This window comes from Bordetella sp. 2513F2 (assembly GCF_054642735.1).
The window spans coordinates 3,700,310-3,715,637 of sequence record NZ_CM137755.1; the positions used below are offsets into that span (position 1 = coordinate 3,700,310).

At 70.0% G+C, this 15,328-nt stretch carries 12 protein-coding genes and 2 riboswitches; of the genes, 6 read left to right on the top strand and 6 right to left on the bottom strand.

Translation table 11 applies throughout. The annotated features are described in order from the left end of the window. Positions 1–116: 116 nt before the first annotated feature. Positions 117–797: a 2-polyprenyl-3-methyl-6-methoxy-1,4-benzoquinone monooxygenase gene (coq7, locus tag ACYBYQ_RS17510; RefSeq protein ID WP_459615722.1), complete on the bottom strand. Its 681-nt coding sequence runs from the start codon at positions 795–797 to the stop codon at positions 117–119. A gap of 125 nt (positions 798–922) precedes the next feature. On the opposite strand from coq7, the gene ACYBYQ_RS17515 reads away from it, so the two are divergent. The 3 genes from ACYBYQ_RS17515 to ACYBYQ_RS17525 are packed head-to-tail and all read left to right on the top strand — an operon-like array spanning position 923 to position 2,856. Then, on the top strand, positions 923–1,357 hold the full coding sequence (locus ACYBYQ_RS17515; protein WP_459615723.1) for an OsmC family protein: 435 nt from the start codon (positions 923–925) through the stop codon (positions 1,355–1,357). A 10-nt stretch (positions 1,358–1,367) separates the two neighbouring features. After that, the gene (locus ACYBYQ_RS17520) at positions 1,368–2,339 is read left to right on the top strand and encodes a thymidylate synthase (protein WP_459615724.1); all 972 of its coding nucleotides are present in this window, start codon (positions 1,368–1,370) and stop codon (positions 2,337–2,339) included. A 31-nt stretch (positions 2,340–2,370) separates the two neighbouring features. Next, a complete protein-coding gene (locus tag ACYBYQ_RS17525) occupies positions 2,371–2,856 on the top strand; it encodes a dihydrofolate reductase (RefSeq protein WP_459615725.1) in 486 nt (161 codons plus the stop codon). A 21-nt stretch (positions 2,857–2,877) separates the two neighbouring features. On the opposite strand, the gene ACYBYQ_RS17530 is transcribed toward ACYBYQ_RS17525, so the two are convergent. Further along, a complete protein-coding gene (locus ACYBYQ_RS17530; RefSeq protein ID WP_459615726.1) occupies positions 2,878–4,302 on the bottom strand; it encodes an aminotransferase-like domain-containing protein in 1,425 nt (474 codons plus the stop codon). A gap of 157 nt (positions 4,303–4,459) precedes the next feature. Here ACYBYQ_RS17530 and aptA point away from each other — a divergent pair, with 157 nt between their 5' ends. The 3 genes from aptA (at position 4,460) to ACYBYQ_RS17545 (ending at position 9,415) form a co-directional block, all read left to right on the top strand. Then, positions 4,460–5,785 (top strand): omega-aminotransferase AptA, encoded by a 1,326-nt coding sequence (aptA, locus tag ACYBYQ_RS17535; protein WP_459615727.1) that lies wholly within the window; start codon positions 4,460–4,462, stop codon positions 5,783–5,785. Between the two features lie 86 nt (positions 5,786–5,871). After that, positions 5,872–7,365, top strand: coding sequence for a CoA-acylating methylmalonate-semialdehyde dehydrogenase (locus ACYBYQ_RS17540; protein WP_459615728.1), 1,494 nt, complete (start codon positions 5,872–5,874; stop codon positions 7,363–7,365). Positions 7,366–7,486: 121 nt separating this feature from the next. Further along, positions 7,487–9,415: a DUF945 family protein gene (locus ACYBYQ_RS17545; RefSeq protein ID WP_459615729.1), complete on the top strand. Its 1,929-nt coding sequence runs from the start codon at positions 7,487–7,489 to the stop codon at positions 9,413–9,415. A 57-nt stretch (positions 9,416–9,472) separates the two neighbouring features. On the opposite strand, the gene gcvP is transcribed toward ACYBYQ_RS17545, so the two are convergent. The 4 genes from gcvP to ACYBYQ_RS17565 form a co-directional block, all read right to left on the bottom strand. Further along, positions 9,473–12,334 carry an aminomethyl-transferring glycine dehydrogenase gene (gene gcvP / locus ACYBYQ_RS17550; protein ID WP_459615730.1) on the bottom strand — a complete coding sequence of 954 codons (2,862 nt, stop codon included), beginning with the start codon at positions 12,332–12,334 and terminating at the stop codon, positions 9,473–9,475. 99 nt (positions 12,335–12,433) lie between these two features. Beyond that, the gene (gene gcvH, locus ACYBYQ_RS17555) at positions 12,434–12,808 is read right to left on the bottom strand and encodes a glycine cleavage system protein GcvH (protein ID WP_459615731.1); all 375 of its coding nucleotides are present in this window, start codon (positions 12,806–12,808) and stop codon (positions 12,434–12,436) included. Between the two features lie 79 nt (positions 12,809–12,887). Further along, on the bottom strand, positions 12,888–13,988 hold the full coding sequence (gene gcvT, locus ACYBYQ_RS17560) for a glycine cleavage system aminomethyltransferase GcvT (protein ID WP_459615732.1): 1,101 nt from the start codon (positions 13,986–13,988) through the stop codon (positions 12,888–12,890). A gap of 88 nt (positions 13,989–14,076) precedes the next feature. Beyond that, positions 14,077–14,196: riboswitch (glycine riboswitch) on the bottom strand. Between the two features lie 34 nt (positions 14,197–14,230). Continuing rightward, positions 14,231–14,337, bottom strand: a riboswitch (glycine riboswitch). A 91-nt stretch (positions 14,338–14,428) separates the two neighbouring features. Continuing rightward, positions 14,429–15,322 carry a ZIP family metal transporter gene (locus ACYBYQ_RS17565; RefSeq protein WP_459615733.1) on the bottom strand — a complete coding sequence of 298 codons (894 nt, stop codon included), beginning with the start codon at positions 15,320–15,322 and terminating at the stop codon, positions 14,429–14,431. Positions 15,323–15,328: the final 6 nt, after the last annotated feature.

Sequence of the window (15,328 nt, forward strand, 5' to 3'; positions counted from 1 at the left end):
GATTACCCTGAAGTATAAACCCCAATCCGCCTCAGCACCGGGGCGGGGCTGGCGCCCAGGAAGATGCCTATGCCCAGCCGGGTTTTGCGCGACGCACCATCAACGCGCAATACCTTTCAGATCCAGTAAGCCGTGCTGGTCATGACCTTGGACATGGCCCGCATGGCGCCACGTACCGGGGCAGGCAGCGGGACCCCGCCGTTGCGCTCGGCGCTGTCGCGGTGGCCCGCCTCGTCTTCCTTCATCTGCAGGACGACTTCGCGCGAGCGCTGGTCGGCGGCGGGCAAGGTCTGCAGGTGGCGATCCAGGTGGGCCTCCACCTGGCGCTCGGTTTCGGCCATGAAACCCAGGTTGCGCGGCACGCCTGCCACGCTGGCCAGGACGCCCAGCCCGAAGGAGCCCGCATACCACAACGGGTTCAGGAGGCTGGGCCGGCTGCCGAGTTCCTCGAGCCGCTGGGCGCACCAGGCCAGATGGTCGACCTCCTCGGCGGCCGCTTCGCGCAAGACGGCGCGCGCGGCCTCGTCGCGGCAGGCCACCGCCTGCCCGCGGTACAGGGCCTGGGCGCAGACTTCGCCCACGTGATTCACCCGCATCAGGCCCGCGGCATGGCGCTTTTCGGCTTCGCCGAGCTGGTCCGGCGCCTCCGCAGCCCGGGCCGGATAGGGACGCTGCGCGGTGGCGGCGCCCGACACCACGCGCAAGGCGCGGTCGACCTCCCCCAGCAGGGCATCGAGGCGGCCCGGACGGCGCGTCAGGCGCGCATGACCGGAATGCGGCAGGGTACGAGAGGACATGGTGGCGACTCCTGGAAAACGGGCGCTCCAGAACCCTGGACGGCAGGCGGGGCACCTCCCGGGGATTGTACTTAACGAGGTTATGATCGTCGTTTGATGCGCGCAAGCACGAGGACACTTTCACTATGGAATGCACGATCGACTGGGGCGGCCCCTCGGGCATGATGTTCGTGGCCAGCACCGGCAGCGGCCACGTGGCCGTGATGGACGGCGCCGTCGAGGGCGGCGGCCACAACCTGGCGCCGCGCCCCATGGAAATGCTGCTGGCCGGCACGGGCGGCTGCACCGCCTATGACGTGGTGCTCATCCTCAAGCGCGGCCGCCACGCCGTCACGGGCTGCAGCGTCAAGCTGCAGGCCGAACGCGCGGAGACCGATCCCAAGGTGTTCACCCGCATCCATTTCGCATTCACGGTGTCGGGCCGCAACCTGCCCCGCGCCGCCGTGGAGCGGGCCGTCCAGCTCTCGCACGAGAAATACTGCTCGGCCTCCGCCATGCTGGCCCACACCGCCGAACTGACCTTCTCGGTAGACATCGTCGACACCCAGGCGGCAGCCTGACGCAGCGGCCATGAAAGCCTATCTCGACCTCGTCCAGTCCATCCTCGACCACGGCAGCTGGCAGGAGAACCGCACCGGCGTGCGCACCCTGTCGCTGCCGGGCGCCGCGCTGCGCTTCGACCTGCAGCAAGGCTTCCCGGCCGTCACGACCAAGAAGCTCGCCTTCAAGTCGGCCATCGGCGAGCTGGTGGGGTTCCTGCGCGGCTCGCGCAGCGCCGCGGAGTTCCGCGCGCTGGGCTGCAAGGTCTGGGACCAGAACGCCAACGAGAACGCCCAGTGGCTGGCCAATCCCTACCGGGAAGGTCCGGACGACCTCGGCCCGGTCTACGGCGTGCAATGGCGCCGGTGGCCGGCCTACAAGCTGCTGCCCGCCAGCCAGGCCGACCGCATCGCCGATGCGCTCGCGCGGGGCTACGCCAAGGTGGCCGACGTGGCCGAACAGGGCGAGCCCCACGTGCTGCTCTACAAGGCGGTCGACCAGCTGCGCCAGTGCCTGGACGCCATCATCGAGCGCCCCGGCGACCGCCGCATCCTGTTCCATGGCTGGAACTGGGCGCAGATCGAAGAGATGGCGCTGCCGCCCTGCCACCTGCTCTACCAGTTCCTGCCCAATGCCGGCACCCGCGAGATCTCGCTGTGCCTCTACATACGCTCCAACGACGTGGGCCTGGGCACGCCATTCAACCTCACCGAAGGCGCCGCCCTGCTGCACCTGGTCGGCCGGCTCACGGGCTACACGCCGCGCTGGCTGTCGTACTTCATCGGCGACGCGCACATCTACGAGAACCACCTGCCCATGCTGCGCGAGCAGCTCACGCGCACGCCCTATCCGGCGCCGCGGCTGGTGCTGTCGGAGCGCATCCCCGACTACGCCGCAACAGGCCGCTACGAGCCGGAATGGCTGGAACGGGTCGAGCCGGGCGACTTCGCCCTCGCCGATTACCAGCACCATGCGCCGCTCACGGCGCCGATGGCCGTCTGAGTCCGGCCGGCCGCACTCCCGCCTCCTGCCCATGCCCACGCTCACCCTGATCGTCGCCTACGCCGGGAACCGCGCCATCGGGCGCGACAACGCGCTGCCCTGGAAGCTGCCGGGCGACCTGGCCCATTTCAAGCGCAGCACGCTGGGCCACCCCATCATCATGGGCCGCAAGACCTGGGAATCGCTGGGCCGGCCGCTGCCCGGGCGCAGCAACATCGTCATCACGCGCAGCAGCGGCTATCGTGCCGACGGTGCCGCGGTGGCGCCGACGCTGGACGCGGCGCTGGCCGTCTGCCCTCCCGACGCCGGCGAGATCTTCGTGATCGGCGGCGCCCAGATCTATGCCCTCGCGCTGCCGCGCGCGGATCGCATACTCGCCACCGAGGTCCATGCCGACGTGGAGGGCGACGCCTTCTTCCCCGAGCTGCCGCCTGGACAATGGCGCGAGACTGCCCGCCAGCCGCAGCCGGCAGAAAACGGCCATGCCTACGATTTCGTCATCTACGAGCGAACCTGAACCGCCCGCGGCGGGCCGGCGCTAGGATTGCGCCGCGCGCGCCTCGCGCAGGAAGCGCCACAGCTGGGGATGGTCGGAATAGGCCACGTTGAAGCGCAGCCAGGGCACGTCCTCTTCTCCCGGATCGAAATAGGACCCCGGCGCAAGCCAGATCCCATGCGCCAGCGCCCGCTCGGCCAGCGCATTGGCACCCGGGCCGGCGCCGCCAGCCGGACGGGCCCACAGGAACAGCCCCGCGTGCGGCCGCGTGGCGGGCTCGAAGCCGCTGGCCTGCATGTGCTGCAGCACGGCCGCATGGGCCTGTGCCAGGCGTTCGCGGGTACGCGTGATGTGGGCGCGGTAGCGCCCCTCGCGGATCACGTGGTGCACCACGCGCTCCATGATCTCCGGCGACGTGAGCCCCACCGCCATCTTGGTGCGGGCGATGTCGCGCACCAGGTCGCGATGGGCCGCCACATAACCCACGCGCACCGAAGGACTGATCACCTTGGAATAGCCGCCCAGGTAGATCACGCGGTGCGCGCCGTCCAGCGCCGCGAGCATGGGCGCCATGCCGCCCAGCAGCTCGCGCGAGATGTCGTCTTCCATGATCCAGAAGTCGTGGCGCTCCGCCAGCTGCAGCAGCCTGAAGGCGTTGGCCATGCCGAGCGTGGCGCCGCTGGGATTCTGCAGCACCGGGTTGACGAACAATGCGCGCGGCTGGTGCCGCTGCGCGGCGCGCTCCAGCGCCTCGCAGTCCAGTCCCGCTTCGGTGCGCGGCACCGCCACGATGCGCATGCCCGCCAGGCGCAGCAGCTGCAGCAGGTTGGCATAGCAGGGCGCCTCCACCAGGACCGTGTCGCCCGGCCGCAGCAAGGTGCGGATCACCATGTCCAGCCCCCGCGTGACGCCCTGGGTGAGCAGCACTTGGTCGGCCTCCACCTGCATGCCCTGCGCGCCGAGGCCGGCCGCGATGGCCTCGCGCAGGGGGGCGTAGCCGTAGGGGTGGCCATAGCCCGTGATGCGCAGCGCCGGCACGCGGCTGAGCTGGCGCAGCGCCAGATGCAGGCCTTCCTCGTTGAGCCAGTCTCCGGGCAGCCAGCCGCAGCCGGCCTTGATCGGGATGGAGTGATCGGCGTAGATGTCGGACAGCAGCCAGGCGGCATTGAGCCGCGGCGGCGCCCAGCTGCCCGGCGCCGCCGCGGGCGCCGATGCCTGGGCGGGCGCCGCCACCCGGTATCCCGCGCCGGGACGGGCGGCCAGCCATCCCTGTGACACCAGCCGGGCGTAGGCGCTGGCCACGGTGAACGTGCTGACCCCGTGCTGGCGCGCGAACTGCCGCACCGACGGCACCGCCATGCCGGGCAGCAGCCGCTGCCCGGCGATGGCCTGCGTGTAGGCCTGGACCACCTGCTCGACCAGCGAGGGCGCCTGGCCGCGTGCGCGCACCGGCTGGAAATCGATCATGGGTATCCTGTACGGTTAAATCACAAATGCCTATACAGTCTGGGGCATTTACGTAGATTGTATATTTTCATTCCGCAGGGGCCGGCTCAGAATCCATGCATACCCGTGATCCGGCCGCCGCAATGCGCGGCCATCTACTTCCCCCGTGGAGCCCCCCATGAACGCCCCCGCCGGCCTGCCCGACCTGTCCCATCTCTGGATGCCCTTCACCGCCAACCGGCAATTCAAGGCCCAGCCGCGCATGCTGGCCGGCGCCAAGGGCATGTACTACACCTCCACCGACGGCCGCCAGATCCTCGACGGCACTGCCGGCCTGTGGTGCGTGAACGCCGGCCATTGCCGCGAGGAGATCGCCCAGGCCATCGCCCGCCAGGCCGCCGAAATGGACTACGCCCCCGGGTTCCAGCTGGGCCATCCGCTGGCATTCGAGGCAGCCAGCGCCGTGGCCGGCCTGATGCCCGCCGGCCTGGACCGCGTGTTCTTCACCAACTCGGGCTCCGAGTCGGTGGATACCGCGCTGAAGATCGCCCTGGCCTATCACCGCGCGCGCGGCGAAGGCCAGCGCACCCGCCTGATCGGCCGCGAGCGCGGCTACCACGGCGTGGGCTTCGGCGGCATCTCGGTGGGCGGCATCGTGTCCAACCGCAAGACCTTCTCCGGCGCCCTGCTCCCCGCCGTCGACCACCTGCCGCACACGCACAACCTCGAGCAGAACGCCTATTCCAAGGGGCAGCCCGCCTGGGGCGCGCACCTGGCCGACGACCTCGAGCGCCTGATCGCCCTGCACGACGCCTCCACGATCGCCGCGGTCATCGTCGAGCCCATGGCCGGCTCCACCGGCGTGCTGATCCCGCCGCAAGGCTATCTCGAGCGCCTGCGCGAGATCACCGCCAGGCACGGCATCCTGCTGATATTCGACGAGGTGATCACGGCCTACGGCCGCCTGGGCGCCGCCACCGCCAGCGAATTCTTCGGCGTCACGCCCGATCTCATCACCATGGCCAAGGGCGTGAGCAATGCCGCGGTTCCGGCCGGCGCGGTCGCGGTGCGCCGCGAAGTGCACGACGCCATCGTCAACGGCGCGCAGGGCGGCATTGAGTTCTTCCACGGCTACACCTATTCGGCCCACCCGCTGGCGGCCGCGGCGATCCTGGCCACCCTCGGGATCTACCGCCGCGACCAGCTGTTCGCCCGGGCACGGGAGCTGTCGCCGGCCTTCGAGGCCGCGGCGCACTCCCTGCAGGGCGCGCCCCACGTGATCGACGTGCGCAACCTGGGCCTCGTGGCCGGCATCGAGCTGGCCCCGCGCGAAGGCGCCCCGGGCGCGCGCGCCGGCGAAGTGTTCCAGAAGTGCTTCGACCAGGGCCTGATGGTGCGCTACACCGGCGACATCCTTGCCGTGTCGCCCCCGCTCATCATCGAGCCCGCCCAGATCGAGGAAATATTCCATCGCATCGGCGAAGTCCTGCGCAGCGTCGCCTGAACCGCGCTCCGCCAGGCACGAATCCGTATCCCGCCGGTGCCGGGCACTCCGGTGTCCGGCACTCTGCATCTCCCGACAGGAAAGCCATGAAGCAGATTCCCCATTTCATCAACGGCGTGGCCCAGGAAGGCCGCGACGGCCGCAGCACCCAGGGCTTCAATCCGGCCACCGGCGAGGTCATCAGCACGATCCCGCTGGCCTCGCCCGCCGACGTCGACGCGGCAGTGGCCGCGGCCCGCGCCGCGTTTCCCGCGTGGTCCGAGACGCCTGCGCTGAAGCGCGCCCGCATCCTGTTCAACTTCAAGACGCTGCTGGACCAGCACCAGGACGAACTCGCCGAACTGATCACGCGCGAGCACGGCAAGGTCTTCTCCGATGCCAAGGGCGAAGTGACGCGAGGCATCGAGGTCGTGGAATTCGCCTGCGGCATCCCGCAGCTCATGAAGGGCCAGTACACCGACCAGATCGGCGGCGGCATCGACAACTGGAGCATGCGCCAGGCGCTCGGCGTGGTGGCCGGCATCACGCCGTTCAACTTCCCCATGATGGTCCCGTGCTGGATGTTCCCGGTGGCGATCGCCTGCGGCAACACCTTCGTGCTCAAGCCCTCCGAGCGCGACCCCTCCGCCTCCGTGCGCCTGGCCGAACTGTTCAAGCAGGCCGGCCTGCCGGATGGCGTGTTCAACGTGGTGCACGGCGACAAGCAGGCGGTGGACGCGCTGATCTCCCACCCCGACGTCGAGGCCCTGTCGTTCGTGGGATCCACGCCCATCGCCGAATACATCTATGCCGAGGGCACGCGGCGCGGCAAGCGCGTTCAAGCCCTGGGCGGCGCCAAGAATCACCTGGTGGTGATGCCCGACGCCGACCTCGACCAGGTCACCGACGCGCTGATCGGCGCGGCCTACGGTTCGGCCGGCGAGCGCTGCATGGCGATCTCGGTGGCCGTGGCGGTGGGCGACGTGGCCGACGAGGTGGTCGAGCGCCTGATACCGCGCGTGAAGTCGCTGACCGTCAAGAACGGCATGGAACCCGACGCGGAGATGGGCCCGCTCGTGACCGCGCAGCACCGCGCCAAGGTCATGGGCTACATCGAGGACGGCGCGGCCGCCGGCGCCACGCTGGTGGTCGATGGCCGCAACCTCACGGTGCCGGGCCACGAGCAAGGGTTCTTCCTGGGCGGCACGCTCTTCGACCACGTGACGCCCGAGATGAACATCTACCGGGAGGAGATCTTCGGCCCGGTGCTGTGCGTGGTGCGCGTCCCGGACTTCGCCGCCGCGGTGGAGCTGATCAACGCCCATGAATTCGGCAACGGCGTGTCCTGCTTCACGTCCGACGGCGGCATCGCGCGCGCCTTCGCGCGCCAGATCAAGGTCGGCATGGTGGGCATCAACGTGCCCATTCCCGTGCCGATGGCATGGCACTCCTTCGGCGGCTGGAAGCGTTCGCTGTTCGGCGACCACCATGCCTACGGCGAGGAAGGCGTGCGCTTCTACACCCGCTACAAGAGCGTGATGCAGCGCTGGCCCGACAGCATCGCCAAGGGCGCCGAGTTCACCATGCCCGTGGCCAAGTAACGCCCCCGCCCTGCCATCCGCAGCCGGCTGCGTCCTGCAAGGGATGCGGCCGGTTCGCCATGGGCCGCCGTTATACTCGCTGCACGCGCCCACGGGTGCATGCGTAAGGGCATTCAAGACCATGAAGAAAGCTGTAGCGGTCACCGCCGGGGTGACCATCGTGGGCGTGGCAGGCTGGCTGGGCGCCACCTGGTACACCGGCAAGCGCATGGAGGCCGAGCTTCCGGCCCTCCTCCAGCAAAGCAACGACAAGCTGGCCGAGGCGCTGCCGGGCTACGGCGCCAGGGTCGAGCAGCTGAGCTACGAACGCGGCTTCTTCTCGAGCCGCGCGCGCTACGGCATCGTCATCCCCGGGCCCGCCGATGCCGAGGACGGCCCCCTGCTGCCCCCCGGCCTCGTGGAGGTGGACGCCACGGTCGAGCACGGTCCGTTCCCCCGCAGCGCCGTCGTCCGCGGCCAGCTGCTTCCCAAACTGGGCTTCGTGCATTCGGAGCTGGTCCGCACCCAGGGCATGGAGCCCCTGTTCGCCGCCGCGGGCGGGCAATCCCCGCTGGCGGGCGACACGGCGCTGTCCTACAACGGCGACAGCACCGGCACGGCGCGCTTCGCGCCCCTGGAGCTCGAGGAAGCAGGCCAGGGGAAACTGAGCTTCAGCGGCGCCACGGTCCAGGCCCGATACACGCGCGCCACCGAAGCGGTGAAAGGCAACATCGCGGCGGGGTCGCTGCAGCTGCACCTGGTCGACGCGCAAGAGGGGCCGACTTCGGTTGCGCTCGAGGGCCTGGCCGTGGAGATCGACACGCGCATGGGCAAGCACGGGCTCACACTGGGCGACACCCGCATGTCGGTCCGGCGCCTGACGCTGGGTGAACCCGGCTCCGGCCTGCAGGCCAGCCTGGATCAGCTGGCCTATGACCTCAGCATCGGCGAGGACGACACCACCCTCAACGCGCAGGCCGGCTATCGCATCGGCAAGCTCACGGTCGGCGGGCAGGACTTCGGCAGCGGCCAAGCGGTGATGAAGATGGCCGATTTCGACGGCGCCGCCACCAAGCGGGTGATGGACAGCTATCGCCGCCTCGTGGATCTGGCCTGGGCCGGGGATGCCGGCCGGGCATCCGACGCCGAGAGGCAGGCCCTCGTCGACGAACTGCTGGCCGACACGCGCGCGCTACTGGCGGCCGGCCCCAGCATTGCGCTGGATCCCTTGAGCTGGCAGACGCCCAAGGGCGAGAGCCGCGTGACGTTCTCGGTGGCGCTGACGCAGCCCGGCGAGGCGGCCTCCGGCTCCGTGCGCGAGCTGGTGCAGCAGTCGGTGAAGGCGCTGGAGGCCCGCGCCTCGCTGTCCAAGCCCATGATGCAGGACATGGTCGCGCGCTACCTCGCCGCAGGCGGCGCGACGCCCGACGAAGCGGCCCAGGAGGCCCGGGCCCAGGTGGACATGGTGGCAGGCCTGGCCGACATGCTGCAGATGGGCCGCAACGAAGGCGACAACATCGTGTCGGTGCTGCGCTATGCAGGCGGCAAGGCACAGCTCAACGACCGCGACATTCCCGTGGAACAATTGTTCGGCAGCCTTCCCGATGCCCCGCCCCAGGCCTTGCTGGACCAGCAAGCCGGCACGGAAGCGGGCAGCGGCGGCGCCGCAATGATGCAGCAGCTCGGCGGTCCGGACGTGCAGGCATTGGTGGCCGAGGCCGGCTACGCGGCCCGCATCGAGCGGGACGAGCACGGCGACCCGGTGCTGCGCATCGAGCCGGGCGACAGCGGCGCCGAAACGATCGAGGTGGACTTCTACGATTGCGAGGCAGACGCCTGCGACAGCATCATGCTGAACGCCAGCTTCGCCGCCACGCCCGAGGTCGGCCTGGACATGATCAATGCCTGGAACCGGGCCAACCGCTGGACCCGCGCCTACCTCGACGAGGATGGGCGCGTGGCGCTGGAGATGGACGTGAACGCGTACGGCGGCATAGGCCAGGAAAGCCTGCGCAACCACATCCGCACCTTCCTCGACAGCGTCCGGGAATTCGGCGACGAAGTGCAGTGAAGCGGCAGGCAACCTCCCCGGCGGCGCACGCCTGAGCGGCGCGCCCCACCGGCGGCGTCAGGAAGCGTAGGCCTCCACCGGCAGGCAGGCGCACATGAGGTTGCGGTCGCCGTAGGCGTTGTCCACGCGCGCCACGGGCGGCCAGTACTTGGCCTCGCGCAGGCTTGCCAGCGGATAGGCGGCCTGCTGGCGCGGGTAGTCGTGGTGCCACGCCTCGGCCAGCAGCATCTGGGCCGTGTGCGGTGCGTTCTTCAGCACGTTGTCGTCGCGGTCGCGCTCGCCGCGCTCGATCTGGGCGATCTCCTCGCGGATGGCGATCATCGCGTCGATGAAGCGGTCGAGCTCGGCCAGCCCCTCCGACTCGGTGGGCTCGACCATCAGCGTGCCCGCCACCGGGAAGCTCATGGTGGGGGCATGGAAGCCGTAGTCCATCAGGCGCTTGGCGATGTCCTCGGCCGAGACGCCGCTGGTTTCCTTCAACGGGCGCACGTCGAGGATGCACTCATGCGCCACGCGGCCATTGCGGCCGGCGTAGAGCACGGGATAATGCCCGGCCAGGCGCCTGGCCACGTAGTTGGCGTTGAGGATCGCAACTTCGGTGGCGCGGCGCAGGCCCTCGGCGCCCATCAGCGCGATGTACACATACGGAATGGGCAGGATGCCTGCCGAGCCGTACGGCGCGCCCGACACCGGGCCGACCTTGGCCTCCACGGGCAGCCTGCCGCGGGCGTCGAGCACGCCCGGCAGGTAGGGCGCCAGGTGCGCGCGCACCGCCACCGGGCCCACGCCGGGCCCGCCGCCGCCGTGCGGGATGCAGAAGGTCTTGTGCAGGTTCAGGTGCGACACGTCGGAGCCGAACTTGCCCGGCTTGGCCACGCCCACCATGGCGTTCATGTTGGCGCCGTCCAGGTACACCTGGCCGCCAGCCTCGTGCACGATGTCGCAGATCTCGGTGATCGCTTCCTCGAAGACGCCATGCGTGGACGGATAGGTGATCATCAGGGCGGCCAGCGCGTCGCCCACCTGGGCCACCTTGGCGCGCAGGTCGGACACGTCGACGTTGCCGTTGGCATCGGAGGCCACCACCACCACGCTCATGCCGGCCAGCTGGGCCGATGCGGGGTTGGTGCCGTGCGCCGAGGCGGGGATCAGGCAGACGTTGCGCTGGTGCTGGCCGTTGGCCTGGTGATAGCCGCGGATGGCCAGCAGGCCGGCGTACTCGCCTTGCGCGCCCGAGTTGGGCTGCAGGCTGATGTGGTCGTAGCCGGTGATCTCGCACAGCGCAGCCGACAGGCGCTCGATGAGCTCGCGGTAGCCCTCGCTCTGCTGAGGCGGGGCATAGGGATGCAGGTTGGCGAACTCCGGCCAGGTGATGGGGATCATCTCGGCCGTGGCATTGAGCTTCATGGTGCACGAGCCCAGCGGGATCATGCTGCGGTCCAGGGCCAGGTCCTTGTCGGCCAGCTTGCGCAGATAGCGCAGCATGTCGGTCTCGGAACGCACGCTGGAGAATACCGGGTGGGCCAGCACCGGCTCCTGCCGGCGCAGCGCCTGCGGAATGCCGCCGGGGGCCGCGTCGTCGAGGGCCACGGCGTCCCGGCCCAGGCCGGCCGCGAACACATTGGCCAGCGCCTGCAGGTCGGCCGCGGTCACGGTTTCATCGAGCGAGACGGCCAGCCGCGCGCCGTCCACGCGCCGCAGGTTGATGCGCGCGCACTCGGCCGCGGCCACGATGGCGGGCGTGGCCGCGCCGGTTTCCAGCAGCAGCGTGTCGAAGAACGTGTCGTTCACCACCTTGATGCCCAGCTCCTGGAGCCCCGCGCGCAGCATGGCGGTGCAGCGCTGCACCCGCTCGGCGATGCGCACGATGCCCGCCGGGCCATGCCATACCGCATACATGCCGGCCATCACCGCCAGCAGCACCTGCGCCGTGCAGATGTTGGACGTGGCCTTCTCGCGGCGGATGTGCTGCTCGCGGGTCTGCAGCGCCAGGCGCAGCGCCGGATTGCCTTGCGCGTCGCGGGACACGCCGACCAGCCGGCCGGGCATGTTGCGCTTGAAGGCGTCCTTGCAGGCCATGAAGCCCGCGTGCGGGCCGCCGAAGCCGAACGGGACGCCGAAGCGCTGCGCCGAGCCGATGGCGATGTCGGCGCCCCAGCTGCCCGGCGGGGACAGCAGGGCCAGCGCCAGCAGGTCGGTGGCGCACGCCACGACGGCGCCCTGGCCATGGACCGCCTCGGCCAGCGCCCGGTAGTCGGAGACCGCGCCCAGGCTGTGCGGGTACTGCAGCAGCACGCCGAAGCACGCCGGCAGGCCTTCCGATTCATCGCCCACCACGATGTCAATGCCCAGGCCTTCGGCGCGGGTGCGCACCACCTCGATGGTCTGCGGATGGCAATGCTGCGAGACGAAGAACACGTTGCTGTCGGCCTTGGCGCCGCGCCGCGCGAGCGTCATGGCCTCGGCTGCGGCCGTGCTTTCGTCCAGCAGCGAGGCGTTGGCGATGTCCAGGCCGGTGAGGTCGGCCACCATGGTCTGGTAGTTCAGCAGCGCTTCGAGGCGCCCCTGCGAGATCTCCGGCTGGTACGGCGTGTAGGCGGTGTACCAGGCGGGGTTCTCGAGGATGTTGCGCAACACCACGTTGGGCGTGTGCGTGCCGTAATAGCCTTGCCCGATGTAGCTGCGATAGATGCGGTTGCGCCCGGCGATGCGCTTGAGTTCGTCGAGCACGTCCGGCTCGGAGCGGGCTGCGGGCAGGTCCAGCGGCTCGGACACGCGGATGCGGGGCGGCACGACCTCGGCGATGAGGGCGTCGAGGCTGGGGCTGCCCACGACGGCAAGCATGCGGGCCTGGTCGTCGTCGGAAGGGCCGATGTGGCGGGGAATGAAATCGGTGTGGGTGTCTAGGGCGCGCGACATGAATGATCTCGGTGGCGATGGCGCAACGGAACTGACCGTGCGACAGGGGCGAAGCAGCCAGGCGCCGGGGCGCCTGGCGTTCTCCGGCCGGAGCCGGCCTCAGCCGTTGGCGGCTTCGTAGCCGGCGGCGTCCAGCAGGCCGTCGGCGTCGGCCGCGTTGTCGGGCTTGATCTTGAAGATCCATGCCGTATAGGCCGACTCGTTGATCAGGTTGGGGCTGGCGTCGAGTTCATCGTTGAAGGCGACGATCTCGCCGCTCACGGGCGCGTAGATGTCGGACGCCGCCTTCACCGACTCGACCACGCCGGCCGTCTCGCCGGCCTTGAGCTTGGCGCCGACGTTGACGTCGCCCACGAAAACCAGGTCGCCCAGCTGATCCTGGGCGTTGTCGGTGATGCCGACGACGAACACGTCGCCTTCGGCTTTGACCCATTCATGGGTAGCGGTGTACTTGCGATCGGTGGGCAGACTCATGCTGAGCTCCTGGAGCAGATGCGATTCGGGATGGGATTGCGCGCCTCCACGCCCTCCCCGGGGCGTGGAAGCTTCGAGTTTACGAGTGTTCGACGGCCTTGCCGTGACGCACGAAGGGCAGCTTGCAGACCTGGGCCGGGACCCATTTGCCACGGATTTCCACGTGCACGGTATCGCCGGGCCGCACGCCGGCCGGCATGCGGGCGAAGCCCACCGACACCCCCAGGGTGGGCGACATCGTGCCGCTGGTGACTTCGCCGTTGCCATGCGCGGTGCGCACGGCCATGTGGGCGCGCATGACGCCGCGCTCGAGCAGCTTCAGGCCCAGGAAGGCAGCCGGCGTGGAAAACTGCTCCAGCGCCTCGCGCCCGATGAAGCGGCGCTCAGGCTGCTTGAGCGACACCGTCCAGGCCAGGCCGGCCTGGTCGGGCTGGGTAAGCTCGTCCATGTCCTGGCCGTAGAGGTTCATGCCGGCCTCCAGGCGCAGCGTATCGCGTGCGCCCAGGCCGCAAGGGCGCACGCCCTGGGCCGCGAGGTCTGCCCACAGGGCCGGCGCGTCGGCGGCGGGCACCACGATCTCGAAACCGTCTTCGCCGGTATAGCCGGTGCGCGCCACCAGCGTGTCGGGGGCCACCTCGGCCGCCGAGAACGGGCCCAGGGGCTCGGATCCTGCCTGCCAGGCCGGACGGGCCGCCCACACTTTGGCACGGGCCTGGGGCCCCTGCACGGCCACCATGGCCAGGTCGCGGCGCGGCGTGACGACGACATCGAAACCGCCGGCGGCAGCCACGCGCCGCATCCACGCCATGTCTTTTTCGGCCGTGGCGGCATTGACCACCACGCGCCAGCGGTCGGGCGCGAAGAAGTACACGATGAGATCGTCGATCACCCCGCCCTGCGGATTGAGCATGCAGGTGTAGAGCGCCTTGCCCGGGGTGGTGAGCCGGGACACGTCGTTGGCCACCAGGCGCAGCAGGAAATCGCGCGCGCCGGGACCCGCCACGTCGGCATTGAGCATGTGCGAGACATCGAACATGCCGGCGTCGCGCCGCACGGCGTGATGCTCCTCGATCTGGGAGCCATACGACAGCGGCATTTCCCAGCCGCCGAAATCGACCATGCGGGCGCCGGCGGCGAGATGCGACTCGGCCAGCGGAGTGCGTTGCAAGGATGTGGACATGCAGGGCTCCGGCACGGGCGACCGCAAGCCGCCCTGAGGTTACGGAGGCCGGATCGGAAGCGGGATGCGCCCGGAAACCGGCCGGAATCTCCGCCCCTCTGTCCTTTTGCCTGAGAGTTGCCCCGCGCGGCGGGTGTGCACCTTCGGCGCCTGGGCCGGGACGCCGCCCGGGGGCAGCGAAACGCCAGGTCTCTCCAGAGTGCTGTTTCGGTGGCAGCCATGCCGGAGCAAGGCGGCGGCCGAGGCAGGAGGCGGTATGGGTTACCTGAGCGATTCCGGGCGAATTGCGCCTTCGGCGGCCATGCGCGGCAATGGATATGCCGCGGCGGCTCTCTCCCGCAACCTGCGTGACAGCGGACGAAGCATACAACGAAAGCCGGACGCCGCAAAACCCGGAATTGCCCCCGCCGCGCGCACGCCCGCGGCTGCCCGGGCGGCCGTCAGCCCAGGGCGGTGTCGAGCATCATCATCAGCACGAAGCCCACCATCAGGCCGGTGGTGGCATGCGCCTCATGGCCCTTGCGGTGCGACTCGGGGATGATCTCGTGGCTGATCACGAACAGCATGGCGCCGGCGGCGAAGCCCAGCCCCCACGGCAGCATCGTGGCCGACCACCCTGCCACGGCCGCCCCCAGCAGCGCGCCCACCGGTTCGATGAATCCGGAGAGCACGCCCAGCAGGACGGCGAGCCCGCGGCCGTAGCCTGCGGCCAGCAGCGCCACGGCAACCACCAGGCCTTCGGGCACGTCCTGGATGGCAATGCCGGTTGCCAGGGCCGTGCCTCGCACCACGTCGTTGCCCACGAAGCCCACGCCTATCGCCAGCCCCTCGGGCAGGTTGTGCAGGGCGATGGCGAACACGAAGAGCCAGGCGCGCCGCAGCTTGGCCGATTCCGCGCCTTCCTTGCCCTTGATGAAGTGCTCGTGGGGCAGCAGCCGGTCGGCCGCGAGCAAGGCCGCGCCGCCGAGCAGGATGGCCACGGCGATCAGCCCCGCCGAGCCCCATGGGCCGTAGCCGAGCCCGGCGGCGGCGTCGATGCCGGGGACGACCAGCGAAAACGCGCTGGCTGCCAGCATCACCCCCGCGCCGAAGCCCAGCATGATGTCCTGGGTCTTCTCGGACATGGACTGGGAAAAGAGCACGGGCAGCGTGCCCAGGGCCGTGGCCGCGGCGGCCACCATGCCGCCTGCCAGGGCCTCCGCCACGTGGGGCGCACGTACCGAGTAGTACACCCACAGCTGGTAGAAGATCAGGCAGGCAACCAATACCGCGAACGTCCAGATGCTGAGATTGGCTGCGGCGGGACGCACACGTTGACGGCTGTCGGTGTCCAAGCGGGG

What these genes read in the sequence shown, in the direction of transcription:
- aptA (WP_459615727.1), top strand. Translation starts at nt 4,460, where the DNA reads ATGAACGCCCCCGCCGGCCTGCCCGACCTGTCCCATCTCTGGATGCCC.
- gcvT (WP_459615732.1), bottom strand. Translation starts at nt 13,988, where the DNA reads ATGTCCACATCCTTGCAACGCACTCCGCTGGCCGAGTCGCATCTCGCC.
- ACYBYQ_RS17515 (WP_459615723.1), top strand. Translation starts at nt 923, where the DNA reads ATGGAATGCACGATCGACTGGGGCGGCCCCTCGGGCATGATGTTCGTG.
- ACYBYQ_RS17540 (WP_459615728.1), top strand. Translation starts at nt 5,872, where the DNA reads ATGAAGCAGATTCCCCATTTCATCAACGGCGTGGCCCAGGAAGGCCGC.
- gcvP (WP_459615730.1), bottom strand. Translation starts at nt 12,334, where the DNA reads ATGTCGCGCGCCCTAGACACCCACACCGATTTCATTCCCCGCCACATC.
- coq7 (WP_459615722.1), bottom strand. Translation starts at nt 797, where the DNA reads ATGTCCTCTCGTACCCTGCCGCATTCCGGTCATGCGCGCCTGACGCGC.
- gcvH (WP_459615731.1), bottom strand. Translation starts at nt 12,808, where the DNA reads ATGAGTCTGCCCACCGATCGCAAGTACACCGCTACCCATGAATGGGTC.
- ACYBYQ_RS17530 (WP_459615726.1), bottom strand. Translation starts at nt 4,302, where the DNA reads ATGATCGATTTCCAGCCGGTGCGCGCACGCGGCCAGGCGCCCTCGCTG.
- ACYBYQ_RS17525 (WP_459615725.1), top strand. Translation starts at nt 2,371, where the DNA reads ATGCCCACGCTCACCCTGATCGTCGCCTACGCCGGGAACCGCGCCATC.
- ACYBYQ_RS17520 (WP_459615724.1), top strand. Translation starts at nt 1,368, where the DNA reads ATGAAAGCCTATCTCGACCTCGTCCAGTCCATCCTCGACCACGGCAGC.
- ACYBYQ_RS17545 (WP_459615729.1), top strand. Translation starts at nt 7,487, where the DNA reads ATGAAGAAAGCTGTAGCGGTCACCGCCGGGGTGACCATCGTGGGCGTG.